The organism is Cellulomonas humilata, assembly GCF_013359775.1.
GTDB classification, from domain to species: Bacteria; Actinomycetota; Actinomycetes; order Actinomycetales; family Cellulomonadaceae; genus Cellulomonas; species Cellulomonas humilata.
In genome coordinates this window covers 84,306-103,840 of record NZ_JABMCI010000041.1, presented here as the reverse complement: position 1 = coordinate 103,840, position 19,535 = coordinate 84,306, and the positions used below count along the sequence as shown (strand labels likewise).

The 19,535-nt window shown below is 73.7% G+C and carries 15 protein-coding genes; 3 read left to right on the top strand and 12 right to left on the bottom strand.

What is annotated here, in order from left to right; all coding sequences use genetic code 11:
* The 4 genes from HP550_RS02415 to HP550_RS02400 form a co-directional block, all read right to left on the bottom strand.
* Positions 1–336: hypothetical protein (locus HP550_RS02415; protein ID WP_175345996.1), on the bottom strand; the 336-nt coding region annotated here is incomplete at its 3' end.
* A 173-nt stretch (positions 337–509) separates the two neighbouring features.
* Positions 510–1,937, bottom strand: coding sequence for a cellulase family glycosylhydrolase (locus tag HP550_RS02410; RefSeq protein WP_175345995.1), 1,428 nt, complete (start codon positions 1,935–1,937; stop codon positions 510–512).
* A 189-nt stretch (positions 1,938–2,126) separates the two neighbouring features.
* Positions 2,127–3,560: a cellulase family glycosylhydrolase gene (locus HP550_RS02405; protein WP_175345994.1), complete on the bottom strand. Its 1,434-nt coding sequence runs from the start codon at positions 3,558–3,560 to the stop codon at positions 2,127–2,129.
* Between the two features lie 152 nt (positions 3,561–3,712).
* Positions 3,713–4,828 carry an alpha/beta hydrolase gene (locus HP550_RS02400; protein WP_175345993.1) on the bottom strand — a complete coding sequence of 372 codons (1,116 nt, stop codon included), beginning with the start codon at positions 4,826–4,828 and terminating at the stop codon, positions 3,713–3,715.
* 81 nt (positions 4,829–4,909) lie between these two features.
* Here HP550_RS02400 and HP550_RS02395 point away from each other — a divergent pair, with 81 nt between their 5' ends.
* Together HP550_RS02395 and HP550_RS02390 are read left to right on the top strand one after the other, a co-directional pair.
* Positions 4,910–6,598 carry a bifunctional lysylphosphatidylglycerol flippase/synthetase MprF gene (locus HP550_RS02395; RefSeq protein WP_175345992.1) on the top strand — a complete coding sequence of 563 codons (1,689 nt, stop codon included), beginning with the start codon at positions 4,910–4,912 and terminating at the stop codon, positions 6,596–6,598.
* Positions 6,595–7,419, top strand: a complete 825-nt coding sequence (locus HP550_RS02390) for a hypothetical protein (RefSeq protein ID WP_175345991.1) — start codon at positions 6,595–6,597, stop codon at positions 7,417–7,419. Before HP550_RS02395 ends, HP550_RS02390 begins: the two co-directional genes overlap by 4 nt.
* Before the next feature lie 8 nt (positions 7,420–7,427).
* On the opposite strand, the gene acs is transcribed toward HP550_RS02390, so the two are convergent.
* The 3 genes from acs to HP550_RS02375 all read right to left on the bottom strand — a co-directional run bounded on the left by acs (position 7,428) and on the right by HP550_RS02375 (position 11,525).
* Positions 7,428–9,428 (bottom strand): acetate--CoA ligase, encoded by a 2,001-nt coding sequence (gene acs, locus HP550_RS02385; RefSeq protein WP_175345990.1) that lies wholly within the window; start codon positions 9,426–9,428, stop codon positions 7,428–7,430.
* A gap of 92 nt (positions 9,429–9,520) precedes the next feature.
* Positions 9,521–10,624 carry a hypothetical protein gene (locus HP550_RS02380; RefSeq protein WP_175345989.1) on the bottom strand — a complete coding sequence of 368 codons (1,104 nt, stop codon included), beginning with the start codon at positions 10,622–10,624 and terminating at the stop codon, positions 9,521–9,523.
* Between the two features lie 55 nt (positions 10,625–10,679).
* Positions 10,680–11,525, bottom strand: coding sequence for a formate/nitrite transporter family protein (locus tag HP550_RS02375; protein ID WP_175345988.1), 846 nt, complete (start codon positions 11,523–11,525; stop codon positions 10,680–10,682).
* Between the two features lie 89 nt (positions 11,526–11,614).
* On the opposite strand from HP550_RS02375, the gene HP550_RS02370 reads away from it, so the two are divergent.
* On the top strand, positions 11,615–12,685 hold the full coding sequence (locus HP550_RS02370; protein ID WP_175345987.1) for an oxidoreductase: 1,071 nt from the start codon (positions 11,615–11,617) through the stop codon (positions 12,683–12,685).
* Here the strand turns inward: HP550_RS02370 and hutI are convergent.
* Genes hutI through hutH form a run of 5 tightly spaced genes read right to left on the bottom strand, consistent with a single transcriptional unit; the run spans position 12,682 to position 19,496 of the window.
* On the bottom strand, positions 12,682–13,824 hold the full coding sequence (gene hutI / locus HP550_RS02365) for an imidazolonepropionase (RefSeq protein WP_175345986.1): 1,143 nt from the start codon (positions 13,822–13,824) through the stop codon (positions 12,682–12,684). The genes HP550_RS02370 and hutI overlap by 4 nt on opposite strands.
* Positions 13,821–15,134 carry a formimidoylglutamate deiminase gene (locus tag HP550_RS02360; protein ID WP_175345985.1) on the bottom strand — a complete coding sequence of 438 codons (1,314 nt, stop codon included), beginning with the start codon at positions 15,132–15,134 and terminating at the stop codon, positions 13,821–13,823. Before HP550_RS02360 ends, hutI begins: the two co-directional genes overlap by 4 nt.
* Positions 15,131–16,294: an allantoate amidohydrolase gene (locus tag HP550_RS02355; protein WP_175345984.1), complete on the bottom strand. Its 1,164-nt coding sequence runs from the start codon at positions 16,292–16,294 to the stop codon at positions 15,131–15,133. The genes HP550_RS02360 and HP550_RS02355 overlap by 4 nt, the downstream gene beginning before the upstream one ends.
* Positions 16,291–17,952: a urocanate hydratase gene (gene hutU, locus HP550_RS02350; RefSeq protein ID WP_175345983.1), complete on the bottom strand. Its 1,662-nt coding sequence runs from the start codon at positions 17,950–17,952 to the stop codon at positions 16,291–16,293. Before hutU ends, HP550_RS02355 begins: the two co-directional genes overlap by 4 nt.
* Positions 17,949–19,496: a histidine ammonia-lyase gene (gene hutH / locus HP550_RS02345; RefSeq protein ID WP_175345982.1), complete on the bottom strand. Its 1,548-nt coding sequence runs from the start codon at positions 19,494–19,496 to the stop codon at positions 17,949–17,951. The genes hutU and hutH overlap by 4 nt, the downstream gene beginning before the upstream one ends.
* Positions 19,497–19,535 lie beyond the last annotated feature (39 nt).

The following is a 19,535-nucleotide window of genomic DNA, read 5'->3' as shown; positions in this document are numbered from 1 at the left end:
CCGCACCCCGGCCGCGACCGTGCCCATCGAGACCAGGGCGTCGGCCTGCCGCACCACCCGGGACGCCTCACCCAGACCGGACCGGGTCACCCGGGCGTGGGCCGCCTCGAACGACCGGTCCCCCGGCCGCAAACTGTCCCCGGCATCGCGGTCCGCGACCAGCAGGTGCGCCCGCGCCTCGGCCAACGCCGCCTCCGAGGCCCGCACCACCGCCAGCACCGACGCCCGGTCCGCACCCGTCCACGCCCGCGAGTCCCGGGCCACGACAGCCAGGGAGGACGTGGCGTCGCGCACCCGCGCCGCCACCTCCACCACCGCAACCGTCGTCTCGAACATGTGTACGATTCTACGCGAACCGGACACACCCGGCAAGGCTCTGACCTGCACGAACATATCCACAGGACCGACCTTCGAGCCGCCCACAGCCCCGCAGAGCGGGCCCATCCGAGTAGGCATGACGAAGGGCCGGGCCGTCGTCGCGACCCGGCCCTCCGCCGTCACCCGCGAGCTCAGGTGGCTGTGCAGCTCACAGTGGTCGAGGCGCTCGGTGCGGTGCCGCTCCCGACGAAGCCGTACGTGGTGCTGCCCCCGGAGCCGAGCAGCCCGTTCCAGGCCGCGTTCGACACCGTGACGGTGGTGCCGGACTGGGAGTAGGTGCCGGACCAGCCGCTCTGCACCGAGCCGCCGGAGGGCAGCGCGAACGCGGTCTTCCAGCTGCTGATCATCGCGGTGCCGGCCTTGACCGTGACGGCCGCCTGGTAGCCGCCGGGCCACGTGTTGCTCACCACGAGGGCCGCGGTGCAGGTCTTGCCGGTCGGTGCCGGGGTCGTCGGCGCGGGGGTGGTCGGCGCCGGCGTGGTGGGCGCGGGGGTGGTGGGCGCCGGCGTGGTGGGTGCCGGGGTGGTCGGTGCGGGCGTCGTCGGCTGGACACCGCCGTAGATCTTGGCCGTCACGGCGGTGGACTTGATGCCGTTGACCCCGTTGAGCACCTTCTGGCCCCACGGCGACAGGGTGGCCGGGTTGTAGTTGAGCACCATGTCGAGCACCGGGTCGGTGTTGCCCGACCACGACCAGCCGTAGTAGCCGATGTTCCGCTTGACGGCCTCGGACATCACGGTGGAGTCGTCGACGTCGGCGGAGCTGGACCGGTAGCCGAACTCACCGATGATCAGCGGCAGGCCGGCTGCCTTGAACGCGTCGAGGTAGGTGGTGATCGAGGACGCCGTGTTGTACACGCCGTACATGTGGATGGAGAAGAGGGTGTTCGCGTCGGGGTCGGCGGCGGCGACGGTCGCCGCGCTGTCCCGCATGATGTTCTTCCAGTCCTGACCCCAGGCCGGGGCGTCGACCACGATGTTGTGGTGCAGCCCGGCGGCGCGCAGCTTCTTGATCGCCGCGGCGGTGTCGCCCGCCCACTTGGTGTTCGCGGTGTCGTTGTTGCCGAACGGCTCGTTGCCGATGTTGATCTGGATGTAGTCCTCCTGGCCCTGGAGCACGGAGGCCAGCGAGATCCAGTAGTTGGCGGCCGTGTCGAGGCTGGAGGCGGCGCCCTCTTCGCCGTATCCCGTGGTGTCGTGGTCCTCGAGCATGCAGATCAGCTTGTTCGCCTTGCACAGGCTGATGATGTTCGCCACGTCGGCAGCGCCGTTCTTGGTCCAGCGGGTGCCGTCGGACAGGACGACGCGCAGCGCGTTGGCGCCGGCGGCCCGGATCGCGGGGATCGCCGTGGTGGTCTGCGACGTGTACCAGGTGTGGGCATGGCTGACGCCGCGGGCGACGAACGGGGTGCCGTCCTTCTCCACCAGCTGGGTGCCGGACACGTGCAGGCCGGGGGGTGTGGCGGCCTGGGCGGCCGTGGAGAACAGCGACGTGGCGCCGAGCGCGACGACGGCGGCTGCCAGGACGGCGCCGGACAGCAGGGACCTTCGAGACCTCATGGGACTTCCTCGTTCCGTGGGCAAAGGGGTGTCGGCGCTTCATGACGCCGACGGTTGGGGCCGGGGTCACACAACCAGGACGGGGAGGCGCTCTCCACGGCCGAAACGCTTCACACCGGTGGCAGGGGCCGGACGTGACGAAGGGCCGGGTCGTCGTCGCGACCTGGCCCTCCGCCGTCACCCGAGAGCTCAGCTGGCCGTGCAGCTCACCGCGGTCGTGGAGCTGGGTGCGGTGCCGCCGCCCACGAAGCCGTAGGTGGTGTTGCCCCCTGCTCCGAGCAGCCCGTTCCAGGCGGCGTTGGACACGGTGACGGTGGTGCCGGACTGGGTGTAGGTGCCGGACCAGCCGCTCTGCACCGAGCCGCCGGAGGGCAGCGCGAACGCGGTCTTCCAGCTGCTGATCATGGCGGTGCCGGCCTTGACCGTGACGGCTGCCTGGTAGCCGCCGGGCCACGTGTTGCTCACGACGAGGGCCGCGGTGCAGGTCTTGCCGGTCGGTGCCGGGGTCGTCGGCGCCGGCGTGGTCGGCGCCGGCGTGGTGGGCGCGGGGGTGGTGGGCGCCGGCGTGGTGGGTGCCGGGGTGGTCGGTGCGGGCGTCGTCGGCTGGACGCCGCCGTAGATCTTGGCCGTCGCGGCAGTCGACTTGATGCCGTTGGCGCCGTTGAAGATGCGCGTGCCCCACGAGGACAGCTGCGCCGGGTTGAAGCCGGTCACCATGTCGAGGTACTCGACGCCGCCGCCGTTGCCCGACCACGACCAGCCGTAGTAGCCGATGCCGCGCTTCACGGCCTCGGACATGATCGTGTCCTCGTCCGGGTCGCCGTCGGAGTGCATGTTGCCGAACTCGCCGATGACTAGCGGCAGCCCCTTCGCCTTGAACGCGTCGAGGTAGGCGTTGATGGTCGACGCGTTGTTGTAGACGCCGTACATGTGCACGGAGAACAGGACGTTCTTGTCGGGGTCGGACGCAGCCACGGTGGCAGCGTTGTCGCGCATGATCCCGGCCCAGTCCTGACCCCACGAGGGCGCGTCGATCACGATGTTGTGGTGCAGCCCGGCCGCGCGGAGCTTGGCGATCGCGGCGGAGCTGGCGGACGCCCACGTGGCGTTGGTCGTCGCGTTGTTGCCGAACGGCTCGTTGCCGATGTTGATCTGGACGTAGTCCTCCTGGCCCTGGAGCGCCGAGGCGATGCTGATCCAGTAGTTGGCCGCGGTGTCGAGCGTGACCGCGCCGCTCTGCTCGCCGTAGCCGGTGGTGTCGTGGTTCTCGAGCATGCAGATGAGCTTGTTCGCCTTGCACTGGCTGATGATGCTCGCGACGTCGGCGGCGTCGTTCTTGGTCCAGCGGTCACCGCCGGACAGGACGACACGCAGGGCGTTGGCGCCGGCGGCACGGATCGCGGGGATGGCGGTGGGCGTCTGTGAGACGTACCAGGTGTGGGCGTGGCTGACCCCGCGGGCGACGAACGGGGTGCCGTCCTTCTCCACCAGCTGGGTGCCGGACACGTGCAGACCCGGGGGCGTCGCGGCCTGCGCAGCCGTGGAGATCAGCGACGTCGCGCCGAGCGCGACGACGGCGGCGGCCAGTGCGGCGCCGGAGAGCATGGACAGGCGAGACCTCATGGGACGTCCTCGTTCCGTGGGCGGTTGCCGACCGCGCGCACGGGGCGGTCGAGGCGTGGATGCACCCGCCCGCCGTTCCGCCGGCCGGCCGGCGGGCGGGTGCGTGGTCACACAACCAGGTCCGGGAGGCGCTCTCCATGCCCCTAAACGCTTCACGGCAGGTGTGCGGACGCGAACACCAGCCCGTAGGGCAGCGCGGCGCGGGCCATGGTCCACGTGTGCCGCTGCCCGGGCTCCTCGCGCTGGAGCACGTCCTGCCCGCGCGCCGCCAGGTCCGTGGCGATCGCCGTGCCGTCCCGCCGTGGCTGCCCGTAATCGAGCCCGGCGATGTCGACGAACAGAGCGACGTCGTGCGGGAGCGGGACCGTGGGCGCGTAGCCGACGACGTCGTGCTCGTCCCACTCGGCGTCCGTAGCGAGCATCGCCCGCCCGCCAGCGCCGGGGTCTCCGTACGGTTCGATCGCGAGGATCGTGCCGTACAGGTCGGGGTGGCGCAGGCCCTGGTCCAGCGCGCAGAACCCACCGGCCGAGAACCCGCCGACCGTCCGGTGCTGCCAGTCCGCCGCGGTCCGGTACTCCGCGTCCACCCAGGGGATCACCGTCTCCGACAGGTAGGTCTCGACCTGCGAGCCGCCCGTGGTCGAGTCGAGGCACTCGGTGTCCGCGGCGCCCGGCCCGGTGCCGTTGACGTCCACGCTGACGACGATCATCGGGTGCACCAGCCCGTGCGCGAGCAGGACGTCCATGACGTGCGGGACGTCGCCCGCCGCGAACCAGTCGCTGCTCGCACCGGGCGTCCCGTGCACGAGGTAGACCACGGCGTACCGCTCCGAACCGTCGGGATAGCCCGGCGGCGTGTAGACCCACGTGAGGCTGTCGTCCGGCATCCGGTCGGAGGCGGGCGCCGGCACGTGCACGGACTCGACCCGGCCGACGTCCGCGTCACCGGGCTCGACAGCCGCCGGTGCGCGACCGACCCCCCAGCCCGCCAGGGTCACGCGGGCGGCCGTGGCGTTCGGCACGTAGCCGACGACGATGTTCGCGACGAACCCCAGGGCCAGCGCGACGGCGAGGACCGAGCCGATCCACTGCGGCCACGCGTACCGGTGCCGTGCCCGCCGACGCAGACCCCAGAGCACCCCCAGCGCCGCGAGCACCAGCAGCGCGGCGACGGTCCACCACGAGCTGAGCCAGTCCCCGCCGGCGCCCAGCTCCCGCAGGACGTCGGCGGGCAGGTGGCTCCCGGGCGGGGACTCCGCACGGAGCATCGGTTCCTCCTCTCGCCCGGGGTGTGCGAGGACCAGCCTGACAGCCTGCCGCTGGCCAGGCGCGACGGGCACACTGGTCCGATGACGGCCAGCAGCGCGCTCGCGTCCCGCTCCGCACGGTCGGCCATCGAGGAGCAGCGGCGCCGGGGTCGTGTCCGGGTGGTCGCCTCGCGAGTCGTCCTCGTCCTGGCGATCCTCGGGCTGCTCTCGGCGGTGGTGCACCCGCTCTGGAAGCGCATGGGGTTCGTGCGGGACATCGTCCCCGGCCTCGTCGAGCACACGGCCCGCCCCACGCTCGTGCTGGTGTCGGTCGTGCTGCTGCTCACCGCGCGCGGCCTCCGGCGCGGGCACCGCCTCGCCTGGATCGCCACGATCGCGGCCCTCGTCCTGTCGGCGGCGCTGCACCTGGCGAAGGGCCCGGACGTCCTGTCGGCCGTCGTCGTCGCAGCGTGTGCGGCGTGGCTCGCCACGCGTGGGGAGGCGTTCCCGGTGCTCCCGACGCGGCACGCGGTCCGGTCGGCGATCAGGTGGCTGGTGGTGGCCGCCGTCGCCTTCGTGCTCCTCTTCGTCGCGCTGGTGGTCTGGGTCGTGGTCGCCGAGCCCACCGACGCCGACATCGAGCGTCTGGGTCGGGTCCTGGCGCCGGTGACGTACCTGCTGGCCGTCGGGTCGCTCGCGGCTCTCCTCTGGTCGCTCCTCTCGCCACGCCGTCCGCACCGGTTGAGCCCGCAGGACCATCTCGACGAGCGGGAGCGTGCGCGGCTCGTGGTGCAGAAGCACGGCGGGGGGACGCTCGACTACTTCGCGCTGCGCGACGACAAGGACTGGTTCTTCAGCGGCGAGTCGGTGGTCGCGCACTCGGTGCGCGGCGGCGTGTGCCTGGTCTCGCCCGACCCGATCGGTCCGCCGGAGGAGAAGGTGCTGGCCTGGGCCGAGTTCCTCGACCACGCAGACGACTTCGGCTGGTCGGTGGCCGTCGTCGGTGCCGCGGCGGACTGGCTCCCCGAGTACGAGTCCAGCGGGCTGCGCACGGTCTACCTGGGCGACGAGGCCATCGTCGACTGCCCGACGTTCACGCTCGACGGGCGCTCTCACAAGTCGCTGCGCCAGGCGGTGCACCGGATCGACCGCGCCGGCTACGTCACCACCTTCCACGACCCGTCGACGATCGACGGCGAGCTCCGGGCGAGCATCGAGGCGATGAGCGAGGAGTCCCGGCAGGGGGACGTCGAACGCGGCTTCTCGATGACGCTCTCCCGGCTGTTCCAGCCGGCCGACACCGGCCTCCTGCTCTCGGTCACGCGGGATCCGTCGGGCCGGGTCGACGCCTTCTGCCAGTGGGTCCCCGCGACCGACATCGGCGGCTGGTCGCTCGACGTGATGCGGCGGCGCACCGACACGGAGGGGCTGCCGAACGGGCTCATCGACGCCACGATCGTCGCGACGATCACCCACCTCGCGAGCCGCGGAGAACGTGGCCTCGGGCTCAACTTCGCGATGATGCGCGAGGTGCTCGAGGGCGACCCGCACGCAGGCTCCCGCATGGACGCGCTGGCCCGGCCGATCCTGCAGCGGTTGTCGCAGGGCACGCAGATGGGCACGCTCAGCACCTTCAACGAGAAGTTCGACCCCGGCTGGGTGCCGCGGTACGTGATCCTCGACTCCGTCGAGTTCGTCGCCACACAGGCGCTGGTCCTGGCCGGCGCCGAGGGGGTCACCGAGATCCCGGTGATCGGTCGGTTCCTCGGCTCGATCGGTGCCGCGCCGTGAGCAGTGCCGTTCTCGCGGTGCTCGCGGCGGTCGTCGCGTCCATCGGCTACGGCGTCAGCACGATCATGCAGGCCGTCGCGACCCGCAGGGCCGCCGGGCTCGCCGTGGTCACGCAGCCGCTCGTCATCGGGGCGTTCGTCGTCGACGGCCTCGCGTGGCTGCTGTCGCTGGTCGCCCTGGACCGGCTGCCCCTGTTCGTGGTGCAGGCGATCATCGCGTCGTCTCTCGTGGTCGTCGTCGTGCTCGCGCGGCTCGTGCTGGGCGCCCGGATGCGCTCGATCGACCGGGTCGCCGTCGTCGTCGTCGTCAGCGCGCTGGTAGCGGTGTCACTCTCGGGCGGCGACCAGCCGGCGGTGGCCCCGCCCGACGGCTTCGCGACGACGATGCTGGTGTCGGCGGGCGTCCTCGCCGCGGTTTTCGTGCTGGCCTACCGGCGAGGTCGTCCGCTCCTGCTCGCGACGATCGCCGGGCTCGGCTACTCGGCCGCGGCCGTCGCCGCCCGCGCCGCGCATGCGTCGGGCGGGCTGCTCGACACGGTCCTCCAGCCGCTCGCGATCGTCATCGTCGTGTCCGGCGTGGTGGCCGCGCTCGCCTACCTCCGGGCGCTCGAGCGCGGATCGGTGGGCGCGGTGGCCGCGACGGTCTCCGTGCTGGAGGTCGTCGTGCCCGGCGTCGTCGGCACGGTGGTGCTGGGCGACGTGGTCCGTCACGGATGGGACCCCGTCGCCGTCGTCGGCACGGCCGCGGCGCTCGCCGGGTGCATCGCACTGGCGATGAGCCCGGCGAACACCGCAGCAGAGGCCGTCAGCCCGGTTGCCTGACGTCCGGCTCAGTCCTCCTGCTTGGCTCCCGGCGCGGACAGCCCCTGCGCGATGAGGTCCATCACCGAGGAGTCCGCCAGGGTCGTCGCGTCGCCGACCTGCCGGTTCTCCGCGACGTCCCGCAGCAGGCGGCGCATGATCTTGCCCGACCGCGTCTTGGGCAGCTCCGCGACGACCAGGATCTGGCGCGGCTTGGCGATCGGGCCGATCTCCTTGGCCACGTGGTTGCGCAGCTCGGTCTGCACCGCGTCCGCGTCCTGGTCGCCACCGCCGGCGTCGCCGCGCAGGATGACGAACGCGACGACCGCCTGCCCGGTGGTCTCGTCGGCGGCACCGACGACCGCGGCCTCCGCGACCCACGGGTGGCTCACCAGCGCCGACTCGATCTCGGTGGTGGACAGCCGGTGGCCCGACACGTTCATCACGTCGTCCACACGGCCGAGCAGCCAGATGTCGCCGTCCGCGTCCTTCTTGGCGCCGTCGCCCGCGAAGTACAGGCCCCGGAAGCGCGACCAGTACGTGTCGACGTACCGGTCCGGGTCGCCCCAGATGCCGCGGAGCATGGCCGGCCACGGCTCGGTGAGCACGAGGTAGCCGCCGGACCCGTTGGGCACCGACTGCGCGTCGTCGTCGACGACGTCCGCGGCGATGCCCGGCAGCGGCACCTGCGCGGAGCCGGGCTTGGTCTCGGTGACGCCCGGCAGCGGGCTGATCATGATGCCGCCGGTCTCGGTCTGCCACCACGTGTCGACGATGGGCGTGCGGTCGCCACCGATCACCCGGCGGTACCACATCCACGCCTCGGGGTTGATGGGCTCACCCACCGACCCGAGCACCCGCAGGCTCGACAGGTCGAACTTCCCCGGGATCTCCTCGCCCCACTTCATGCAGGTACGGATGGCCGTGGGGGCGGTGTACAGGATGGAGACCTTGTACTTCTCGATGATCTCCCACCAGCGGCCGCGGTGCGGGGTGTCGGGTGTGCCCTCGTAGATGACCTGCGTCGCGCCGTTGATCAGCGGGCCGTAGACGACGTAGGTGTGGCCCGTGATCCAGCCGATGTCCGCGGTGCACCAGTAGACGTCGGTCTCCGGCTTGAGGTCGAAGACGTTCCTGTGCGTGTAGGCCGCCTGCGTGAGGTAGCCGCCGGTGGTGTGGAAGATGCCCTTCGGCTTCCCCGTGGTGCCCGACGTGTACAGGATGAACAGCGGGTGCTCGGCCTCGACCGCGACCGGGGTGTGCTGGTCGCTGGCGGTGTCGACGACGTCCGACCACCACACGTCGAGCTCGTCGTTCCAGGCGACGTCCTGGCCGGTGCGCTGCACGACGAGGACGTGCTCGACGGACGGCGTGCCCTTGGTCAGCGCCTCGTCGACCGCGGGCTTCAGCGCGCTGGCCGACCCGCGCCGGTACCCGCCGTCGGCGGTGACGACCAGCTTGGCCTGCGCGTCGTTGATCCGGGTGCTCAGCGCCTCCGCGGAGAACCCGCCGAACACCACCGAGTGCGGGGCGCCGATGCGCGCGCAGGCCAGCATCGTGATGACGGCCTCGGGGATCAGCGGCAGGTAGATGGCGACGCGGTCGCCCGTGCCGACGCCCAGCGCGGTGAACGCGTTCGCCGCCTTGGACACCTCGCGCTGGAGGTCGGCGTAGGTGAGGGACCGGCCGGTGCCGTCCTCGCCCTCGAAGTGCAGGGCCACCCGGTCGCCGATGCCGGCCTCGACGTGCCGGTCCACCGCGTTGTACGCGGCGTTCAGGGTGCCGTCGGCGAACCAGCGGACGAACGGCGCCTTCGACCAGTCGAGGACCTCCTCGAACGGCTTCTCCCAGCTGAGCAGCTCACGCGCCTGCTCCGCCCAGAAGCTGGGCCGGTCCGCGTTGGCCCAGGCGTACAGGCCGCGCTGGGCGTTGGCCTGGTCGGCGAACTCGGGGGTCGGGGGGAACCGGCGGTCCTCGGTGAGCAGGTTCTCGAGGCCGGGCTCGTGGGACTCGGGCGGGGTGTCGGTCACGAGGACCACCTCCTGTGCAGCGACGTCGATGCAGGTGGACCGGGGTCCGGGAACGCACTCTAGCCGGAGAGCGGCGCTCCCGTGCCGCCGGCTCAGACGCGGTGGCGCTCGCGGAACTCGCCGAGGTGGACCCCGCGGCGACGAGCCGCGCCGATCACGATGCCCGCCAGAAGCAGCAGGAACCCGGTCGCGAGCACCATGCCCGACGTGCCCGCGACCGTCACCTGCGTGACCGTGAGCCGCCAGCCCGATGACGTGAGGAGGTTGAGCGTCTGCTCGCGCGCGATCGACGGCAGGTACAGGTAGACGATGCCGGCGAGTGTGAGCACGGTGCCCGCGGTGATCGGCACGGCCGGCGTCCAGAGCCCGAGCAGCAGCACCGTGCCGAGCAGCAGCACTCCGAGGGTGACGAGCACGATGCCGAGCACCTCGGTCGACGCGTCCCAGCCGTCCACCTGCGCGTCCAGGATCTGCGCCTCGCCGATGAGCAGGACCGCCGCGCCGATCGGACCGAGGATCAGGCCGACCAGGACGCCGAGGATGTGCGAGCCGACGGAGGTCGAGCGGGGGGCGTTCGGGTCGGGGAACAGGTCGTCGTCGCCGGGCGCCGCCGGCGTCGGTGCCGCGAATGCGGCGGGCGCGGCGGGCGCGGCGGGCGCGACGGGCGTGACCGGCGCAGCGGCGGTCACGGGAGCGGGCTCGGGGGCCAGCGGCTCCGGGGTGGGAGCCGCGGTGGGCTCGGCGCGCTCGGCGGTGGTGGTCGCGGTGGGCTCGGCGCGCTCAGCGGCGGCGGTCGGGGTGACGACCGGGTCCGGCGTGGGCTCGTCGGGGGGCGTGGGTGCCGGTCGCACGACCGCGTGCCGGCCAGTGTCGAGGCTCGGGCCGGTCGTCTCCGTGGTGCGCGCCGCGGCGGGGAGGGTCTCGGTGGCCGCAGCGTCCGGCTCGACCGGCTCGACGACGGGCTTCTCGATCGGCTCGGCGGGCGCCGGCTCGGCGGGCTCGGCGACGGCGTCCGGCTCAGCAGCCGTTCCCGGCTCGGCCTCCGTCGGGGTCGGGGGGTCGAGCGTCTCGACGGTCGGGGCGACCTCGTGCGCAGGGGCGTCGTCGGCGCCCGGCGTCGTCTGCTCGATCGCGGGGTCCGTCTCGTCGGGACGGTCGGTCGCGCCGCCGGGGCGGTGCGGGTCGGAGGTGCTCATGCGTGCTCCTCGAAGCTGGCCAGCTCGGGCGGCGTCGGCTGCGCCGCTGTTCGAGTCACCGTATTGCCAGCGGCTCCCGGTCGCCGTGCAGCGCGCCCGAGTCGGACACGCCGGGCTGCTCGAGGGTGCGGGCCGGGCGGCTGCCGTAGGCGTACGCGGCCCCGACCAGGATCCCGCCGCCGATCAGGTTGCCGAGCCCGACGAGGGCGATGTTCCGGGCCATCTCGGCGACGGTCGCACCCGGCAGGCTGCCGTACAGGCCGAGCGAGAAGGTGGTCATGTTGGCGACGACGTGCTCGAAGCCGGACGTGATGAACACCATGACGCACGCGAAGATGACGGCGATCTTCGCGCCCTCGCTGCGCAGCCGCGCCGCGCACCAGATGGCCAGGCAGACCAGCACGTTGCACAGGATCCCGCGGACCAGCAGCTGCACCGACGTCTCGTGCGCCTTGTGCTCGACCATGCTGGCCAGGACCGTGCCGCCCGCCGTGCCGGGGGCCAGCACGCCGGACACGTGCACGAGGAACGCGAAGACCATGGCGCCGACCAAGTTGCCGGCCATGCAGGCCAGCAGGACCACGGCGGCGCGTCCCCAGCCGATCGCACCGCGGATCGCGCCCTGCGTGAGGATCATCATCGCCGAGGTGGCCAGCTCGCCCCCGGCCACGACCACGATGGTCAGCGCGACGCCGAACACCAGGCCCTGCACCAGCGGGGTGAACGGTGAGGCCGCCACGAACAGCGGGCCGCCCGCGGTGGCCATGATGAGCACGCCGATGCCGATGTAGGCGCCGGCCAGCATGGTGCGCACGAGGTACACCCCCGGCGTCGTCATCAGCTCGACCTTGTGGTGGGCGGCGACCGCCTGGGCGTCGACCGCGTCGGGGATGCTCAGCACCCGTCCATGGTCGCGCGGCGTCGTCGACGTGATGGGGGTCCTAGGGCCCGGGGGGAATCGAGGGCGGCCGTCGTCGGTTGCGACCGCACGTGACCCTTCTCTTCTCGCCGCTCACCCTTCGGGGCACCACGTTCGCCAACCGCGCCTGGCTGGCCCCGATGTGCCAGTACTCGGCCGTCGACGGCAGCCCGAACGACTGGCACCTGGTGCACCTGGGCGCGCGCGCGTCCGGCGGGTTCGGCCTCCTGCTCGCCGAGGCGACGGCCGTCGTCCCGGAGGGGCGCATCTCGCCGCAGGACACCGGGCTGTGGCACGACCTGCACGTCGCGGAGTGGCGCCGGATCACCGACTTCGTGCACGAGCGCGGCACCCTGGTCGGGGTGCAGCTGGCGCACGCGGGCCGCAAGGCGTCGACGTTCTCCCCGTTCGCCGACGGGCGCGGCTCGGTGCCGGCGGACCAGGGCGGCTGGGCGACGGTGGGCCCGTCCGCGACGGCCTTCCCGGGGCTCGCGACGCCCCGCGCGCTGACCCTCGACGAGATCGCCCGCATCCCCGCGGCCTTCGCGGAGGCCGCTCGCCGGGCCGACGACGCCGGCTTCGACGTGGTCGAGCTGCACGCGGCGCACGGCTACCTGCTGCACCAGTTCCTCTCGCCGCTGTCCAACGACCGCGACGACGAGTACGGCGGCTCGCTGGAGAACCGCGCCCGGCTGCTCGTGGAGACCGCCGACGCCGTGCGCGCGGCCTGGCCCGACGACAAGCCGCTGTTCGTCCGGCTGTCCGCGACCGACTGGGTCGAGGGCGGGCTCACGGTCGACGAGGTGGCCCAGGTGGCCAAGGAGCTCGGCGGCCACGGCGTCGACCTGGTGGACGTGTCCACCGGCGGCAACGCACCCGCGTCCATCCCGGTCGGCCCGGGGTACCAGGTGCCCGCCGCGCGCGAGGTGCGCGAGACGTCCGGGCTGCCCGTCGCCGCGGTCGGTCTCCTGACGGACCCGGCGCAGGCCGAGGCGGTGCTGGCCGACGGGTCCGCCGACGCCGTCCTGCTCGGACGTGAGGGGCTGCGCGACCCGTCCTGGCCGCTGCGCGCGGCGCACGAGCTCGGCGTCCAGGACGTCGAGGCGTGGCAGCCGCAGTACCGCCGCGCCACCTGGGCCTAGAGGGTCAGCGCCCGCGCGATCGGCACCCCCGGCCGGTAGGCGAGGTGCCGGTAGCTGGGGGCGTCGAGCACGGCCAGGTCCGCCCGCGCCCCGAGGCGCAGGTGGCCGACGTCGTCGCGACGCAGCGCGTGGGCGCCGCCGAGCGTCGCAGCCCGGACCGCCTCCTCGACGGTCATCCGCATCTCGCGGACGGCCAGCGCGATCATCAGAGGCATCGACGTGGAGTAGCACGTGCCGGGGTTGCAGTCGCTGGCCAGCGCGACCTCGACACCCGCCTCGATGATGCGGCGGGCGTCGGGGTAGGGCGAGCGGGTCGAGAACTCGACGCCGGGCAGCAGGGTGGCGACCGTGCCGGAGCCGGCCAGGGCCGCGACGTCGGAGTTCGACAGGTAGGTGCAGTGGTCGACGCTGGCGGCGCCGAGCTCGACCGCGAGGTGCACCCCGGGGCCGGGCGCCAGCTGGCTGGCGTGCACGCGCAGGCCCAGTCCCGCGGCCCGCGCGGCGACGAGCACCGCGCGCGCCTCGTCGCCGTCGAACGCGAGCGGGCTGGCCGGCTCGCAGAACACGTCGGCCCACCGGGCGTACGGCGCGCAGGCCTCGAGCATCGGGCCGGTGACCAGGGCAAGGTAGTCGGCGCGGTCCACGTCCGCGGGGACGACGTGCGCCCCCAGGAACGTGGTCTCGGGGGTGACCTCGCGGGCCAGGCGGAGCAGCCGCACCTCGTTCTCGACGTCGAGCCCGTACCCGCTCTTGATCTCCAGGGTGGTGGTGCCCTGACTGCGGGCCTCCCTGACCAGCGCGGCGAGGCGGTCGCGCAGGACCTCGTCGGACGACGCCCGGGTGGCCGCGACGGTGGTCGCGATGCCGCCGCCCGTGTAGACCGTTCCGGCCATGCGGGCCTCGAACTCCGCCGACCGGTCGCCGCCGAAGACCAGGTGCGTGTGCGAGTCGACGAAGCCGGGGACCACCGCGGCGCCGGCGAGGTCGGTGCGGGTGTCGGCGGCGGGGGCGTCCGCGGCCGGCCCGACCCACGCGACCAGGCCGTCCTGCGCGACGAGGGCGGCGTCGAGCAGCGGACCGCCGAACCGGTCGTCGTGCGTGGTCAGCTCCCCGATGCCGGTGACCAGGTGCGACGTCATCGGGTCTCCTCCCACGCGGCGCGGACCGCCGAGCCCAGCATGGCCCCGACGTCGCCCAGGACGTGCCGGCCGCCCTCGACCCGCACGACGCCTCCGACCACCACGGTGTCCACGTCGGCGCTGCCGGCGACGAGCACGAGCTGCGCGGGGTCCGCACCGGCCGTGCGGGGGGTGTCGGTGCGGACCGCCACGAGGTCGGCCGGGGCGCCGACCGCGATCCTGCCGCCCGTCGGGTCGCCGAGGCTCGCGTGGCCCCCGGTCGTCAGCAGGGCGAGCAGGTCGGCGGGGGCCAGGACCCCGCGGGACTCCTCGGCCAGGCGCTCGTGCATCTCGACCGACCGCGCCTCCGCCAGCAGGTCGGTGCGCACGTGCTGGTCGCTGCCGACGCTCAGGCGCGCGCCCGCCGACTGCAGGAGGGCGCCGGGCGCGATCCCGTCGCCGAGATCCTGCTCGGTGGACGGGCACAGGCAGATCCCGGTCCGCGTGGAGCCGAGGATCGCGACGTCCTCCGGTGTCACGTGGACGGCGTGCACCGCGGTGGTGCGGGGGCCGAGCGCGCCCGCGTCCTCGAGCACCCGGGTGGGGGTGGCGCCGAACGTGGCCAGCGCCTGCTCGTTCTCGAGGCGCTGCTCGGAGAGGTGCACGTGCAGCGGGCGGCCGGTGGCGTGCCCGGCGATCCGGGGGAGGTCGTCCAGGGGGACCGCGCGGACCGAGTGGATCGCCGCGCCGACCGTGAGGGTGTCGTCCGGGCGGATCGCGGCGACGCGGGCGGCCCAGGCGTCGGCGTCGTGGTCGCCGAACCGTCGCTGGGCACCCTCCAGGGGCGCGTCGATCCCGCCGGTCAGGTACGCGGTGTCCAGCAGGGTGATCCGTAGACCGGCCTCGCGCGCGGCGGTGCGCAGGGCCTCGGCCATGACGTTCGGGTCGTCGTACGGGGTGCCGCCGGGGGCGTGGTGCAGGTAGTGGAACTCGCCGACCGCCGTGACACCGGCGAGCACCATCTCGGCGTAGGTGGCGCGGGCGAGGTCCAGGTACGTGTCCGGGGTCAGTGCCTCGGCGAGCGCGTACATGCGGTCCCGCCACGTCCAGAACGTGCCGCCGTCGTCGTGCGTGCGGCCCCGGAGCGCGCGGTGGAACGCGTGGGAGTGCGTGTTGGCGAACCCGGGCAGGACGACGCCGGGCAGGCGCTGGTCGTCCGGGCTCGCGGGTCCCCGGTCGACGGCCACGATCCGTCCGTCGGCTGCCGTGATCCGGACGTCATCGGCCAGGCCGTCCGGGAGCCACGCGTGTGCCGCCCAGTACGTGGTCACGTCAGCAACCGTCCCAGGACCGCGGCCAGCGCGTCGATGCCCGCGAGGCAGTCGGCCTCGTCGGCGTCCTCCGCGGGGGCGTGCGAGATGCCGGACGGGTTGCGGACGAAGAGCATCGCCGTGGGGATGCCCGCGGCCGCGAGGATGCCGGCGTCGTGGCCCGCGCCGGTGCCCAGGCGCGGTGGGTCGTCCAGCGCGCCCGCGACCACGTCCGCGAGGTCGGCGTCGAGCACGGTGACCGGGGTCCAGGACTCCTCCTGCGGCGCGTACGCGGCCAGCGACGCGAGGACCGCGCGGACCGCGGTCTCCTCCGACGCGCGGACGTCGAGCCACGCGGTCACCTGCGACGGGATCGCGTTCACGCCGTTCGGGTCCACCCGCAGCTTCCCGACGGTGGCCAGCGCGCCGGCGTCCTCGGCAGCCCGCCGGACCTGCGCGATCAGGGCCGCGAGGTCGAGCATCGGGTCGCGCCGGTCGGCCAGCGGGGTGGTGCCGGCGTGGTTGGCCTCGCCGCGCAGCTCCACGCGCCAGCGGCCGTGCGGCCAGATCATCCGGCCGACGCCGACCGCGTCGCCGGTGTGCACGAGGGCGCGGCCCTGCTCGACGTGCAGCTCGACGAAGGCGGAGATCCGCCGCAGCGCCTGCGCGTCGGGACCGAGCTCCGCGGGGTCGCGGCCGGCGGCCGTCAGGGCGTCCGCCATCGTCACGCCGTCCGCGTCCCTCAGCGCACGGGCCCGGTCGGCGTCGAGCACACCCGTGATCAGGCGGGAGCCGGCGCAGGCGACGCCGAACCGGGCGCCCTCCTCATCGACGAAGTTCACGATGCCGAGCGGCCGTGCGGGCGTGACGCCGCGCTCCCGCAGCAGGTCCAGGGCGGCGAAGCCGCTGACCACCCCGAGCGGCCCGTCGAACGCCCCGCCGCCCGGCACCGAGTCGAGGTGGCTGCCGGTGACGACCCCCGGGGTCGCGTCGGGGTCGCCCCACCACGCCCACTGGTTCCCGGCGCGGTCGGTGACCAGGTCGAGCCCGCGCGCGGCCGCCGAGCCGGCGAACCACTCGCGCAGCGTGTGGTCCTCGCGCGTCCAGGCGAACCGGCGGTAGCCGCCGTCGGTGGCCCGCCCGACGGGCGCCAGTTCCGACCACGTGCCGGCGAACGTCACGAGTCCTCCCGCATCGGCACGCGCAGGCCGTTCGCCGTCGCCACCTCGTCGGCCCGCGGGTACCCGGCGTCGACGTGCCGCAGCACGCCCATCGCCGGGTCGTTGGAGAGCACCCGTGCCAGCTTGCGTGCGGCCAGCTCGGTGCCGTCGGCCACGGACACCTGCCCGGCGTGGATCGAGCGGCCCATGCCGACGCCGCCGCCGTGGTGGATCGACACCCAGGTGGCCCCCGATGACGCCGCGACCAGCGCGTTGAGCAGCGGCCAGTCGGCGATCGCGTCCGAGCCGTCGGCCATGCCCTCGGTCTCCCGGTACGGGGACGCGACCGAGCCGGCGTCGAGGTGGTCACGTCCGATGACCAGGGGAGCGCTCACCTCCCCGGACGCGACGAGCTCGTTGAACCGCAGCCCCGCGCGGTCGCGCTCGCCGTGCCCGAGCCAGCAGATGCGCGCGGGCAGCCCCTGGAACGCGACGCGGTCCTGCGCGGCGCGGATCCAGCGGTGCAGGTGGTCGTTCTCCGGGAACAGGTCGAGGACGGCCTGGTCGGTCACCGCGATGTCCCGCGGGTCGCCGGACAGCGCGGCCCAGCGGAACGGCCCCCTGCCCTCGGCGAACAGGGGACGGATGTACGCGGGGACGAACCCGGGGAAGTCGAACGCCCGCTCGTAGCCGCCCTGCCGGGCCTCGTCGCGGATGGAGTTGCCGTAGTCGAACACCTCGGCGCCGGCGTCCAGGAACCCGACCATCGCCTCGACGTGCCGGGCCATGGACTCGCGCGCCCGCTCGGTGAACTCGTCGGGCTTGGCAGCGGCGTAGGACGCCCAGTCGGCCACCTCCACACCGACCGGGAGGTAGCTGAGCGGGTCGTGCGCGGACGTCTGGTCGGTGACCACGTCGACCTCGACCCCGCGGCGCAGCAGCTCGGGCAGCACCGTCGCGCAGTTGCCGACGACCCCGACGGACAGTGCGCGCTTCTCGCTGCGGGCCTCGGTGACCAGGGCGATCGCCTCGTCGAGGCTCGTCGCCACCCGGTCCAGGTACCGGTCGCGGACGCGCCGCTGCAACCGGTCGCCGTCGACGTCGACGATCAGGCACGCGCCCCCGTTGAGCGTCACCGCCAGCGGCTGCGCGCCGCCCATCCCGCCGCAGCCACCGGTCACGGTCAGCGTGCCGGCGAGGGTGCCCCCGAAGCGGGATGCCGCGACCGCCGCGAGCGTCTCGTACGTGCCCTGCAGGATCCCCTGCGTGCCGATGTAGATCCACGACCCCGCGGTCATCTGCCCGTACATGGTCAGCCCGAGCAGCTCGAGCCGGCGGAACTCCGGCCAGGTCGCCCAGTCGCCGACGAGGTTCGAGTTGGCGATCAGCACGCGCGGCGCCCACTCGTGCGTCGTGAGCACGCCGACCGGCTTGCCCGACTGGACCAGCAGCGTCTCGTCGTCGCCGAGCGTGGTCAGCGTCCGCACGATGGCGTCGTACGCGTCCCACGACCGGGCGGCCTTGCCGGTGCCGCCGTAGACGACCAGGTCGTCAGGGCGCTCGGCCACCTCCGGGTCGAGGTTGTTCATGAGCATGCGCAGCGGCGCCTCGGTCTGCCAGCTGCGGGCGGTCAGCGTGCTGCCGCGCGGGGCGCGGACGGGGCGGGGGCCGGCGGTCATGAGCGAGCTCCTAGCTGTGCGGCGATCTGTCCTTCGCGAACGGCGTCTGCCGCCGTCTCGAGGTCCGGGGAGAGGTAGGTGTCCGGGCCGGGGCCGGGGATCCCGGCGGCGCGCAGCAGGTCCCGCACGGCTCCGGTGATCGGCGACGGAGCCAGGGGCGCCCGCAGGTCCAGCGCTCGCGCGGCGGTCAGCACCTCGATGCCGAGCACCCGCGTCAGGGCGTCGATCGACCGGCGCAGCTTGCGCGCCGCGTGCCAGCCCATGGACACGTGGTCCTCCTGCATGGCCGACGACGGGATCGAGTCGACGCTGGCCGGCACCGCCAGCCGCTTGAGCTCGCTGACCAGCCCCGCGGCGGTGTACTGGGCGATCATCAGGCCGGAGTCGACCCCGGGGTCGTGCGCGAGGAACGCGGGCAGGCCGTGGTTGCGCGAGACGTCGAGGAACCGGTCGGTGCGGCGCTCGGACATGCTCGCGACGTCCGCGACGGCGATCGCCAGGAAGTCCAGCACGTACCCGATCGGCGCGCCGTGGAAGTTGCCGTTGGACTCGACGCGGCCGTCGTCGGTGATCACCGGGTTGTCGATCGCGGCCGCCAGCTCCCGCTCCGCCACGGTCCGCGCGTGCGCGACGGTGTCCCGCGCGGCACCGTGCACCTGCGGCGCGCACCGCAGCGAGTAGGCGTCCTGCACCCGGGTGCACTCGGGCGTCTTGTGGCTGGCCATGATCCCGGAGCCGCGCAGCACCGCGCGGATGTTCGCCGCCGACACCGCCTGTCCGGGGTGGGGCCGCAGGCCCTGGAGGTCGGCGGCGAACACCGCGTCGGTGCCGAGCAGGGACTCGACGCTCATCGCGGCCGCGACGTCCGCCGTGTCGAGCAGGACGTCGAGGTCGTGCAGCGCGAGGGCCAGCATGCCGAGCATGCCGTCCGTGCCGTTGATGAGGGCCAGACCCTCCTTCTCGACGAGCGTGTGACCGGTGCGTGCTTCCTCGACGAGCGTGTGACCGGTGCGTGCTTCCTCGACGAGCCTCCCGGTGGCGTCTCGGACCTCGCCCTCGCCCATCAGGGCCAGCGCGCAGTGCGCCAGCGGCGCCAGGTCCCCGGAGCAGCCGAGCGAGCCGTACTCGCGGACCACCGGGGTGATCCCCGCGTCGAGCATCGCCGCGTACGCGCTCGCGGTCTCCGGCCGGACGCCGGTGTGGCCGGTGGCCAGCGTCGAGAGGCGCAGCAGCATGAGCGCGCGGACCACCTCCCGCTCGACCTCCGGGCCGGTGCTGGCCGCGTGCGAGCGGACCAGGCTGCGCTGGAGGTCCAGGCGCTTGTCGGCCGGGATGGACAGGGTGGCCAGCGCGCCGAAGCCGGTGGAGATGCCGTAGTGCGGGCGGGTGTCGGCGGCGAGCTCGTCGACGACCGCGCGGCCCCGCGCGATCGCGCCCAGGGCCTCGTCGGACAGCCGGACGCCCGCCCCGTGCCGGGCGACGGCGACGACGTCGGCGATCGAGACCGGACCGGTGCCGACGACGACGGGGGGATGGTCGCTCATGACTCATGACACCGCGCGGGGCGGTTCGTTGCGTAGGTG

Excerpts from the sequence above, each read along its gene's own strand:
- HP550_RS02405 (WP_175345994.1), bottom strand. The coding sequence starts at position 3,560 with ATGAGGTCTCGCCTGTCCATGCTCTCCGGCGCCGCACTGGCCGCCGCC.
- HP550_RS02395 (WP_175345992.1), top strand. The coding sequence starts at position 4,910 with ATGACGGCCAGCAGCGCGCTCGCGTCCCGCTCCGCACGGTCGGCCATC.
- hutH (WP_175345982.1), bottom strand. The coding sequence starts at position 19,496 with ATGAGCGACCATCCCCCCGTCGTCGTCGGCACCGGTCCGGTCTCGATC.
- HP550_RS02380 (WP_175345989.1), bottom strand. The coding sequence starts at position 10,624 with ATGAGCACCTCCGACCCGCACCGCCCCGGCGGCGCGACCGACCGTCCC.
- HP550_RS02400 (WP_175345993.1), bottom strand. The coding sequence starts at position 4,828 with ATGCTCCGTGCGGAGTCCCCGCCCGGGAGCCACCTGCCCGCCGACGTC.
- hutI (WP_175345986.1), bottom strand. The coding sequence starts at position 13,824 with ATGACGTCGCACCTGGTCACCGGCATCGGGGAGCTGACCACGCACGAC.
- hutU (WP_175345983.1), bottom strand. The coding sequence starts at position 17,952 with ATGACCGCCGGCCCCCGCCCCGTCCGCGCCCCGCGCGGCAGCACGCTG.
- HP550_RS02410 (WP_175345995.1), bottom strand. The coding sequence starts at position 1,937 with ATGAGGTCTCGAAGGTCCCTGCTGTCCGGCGCCGTCCTGGCAGCCGCC.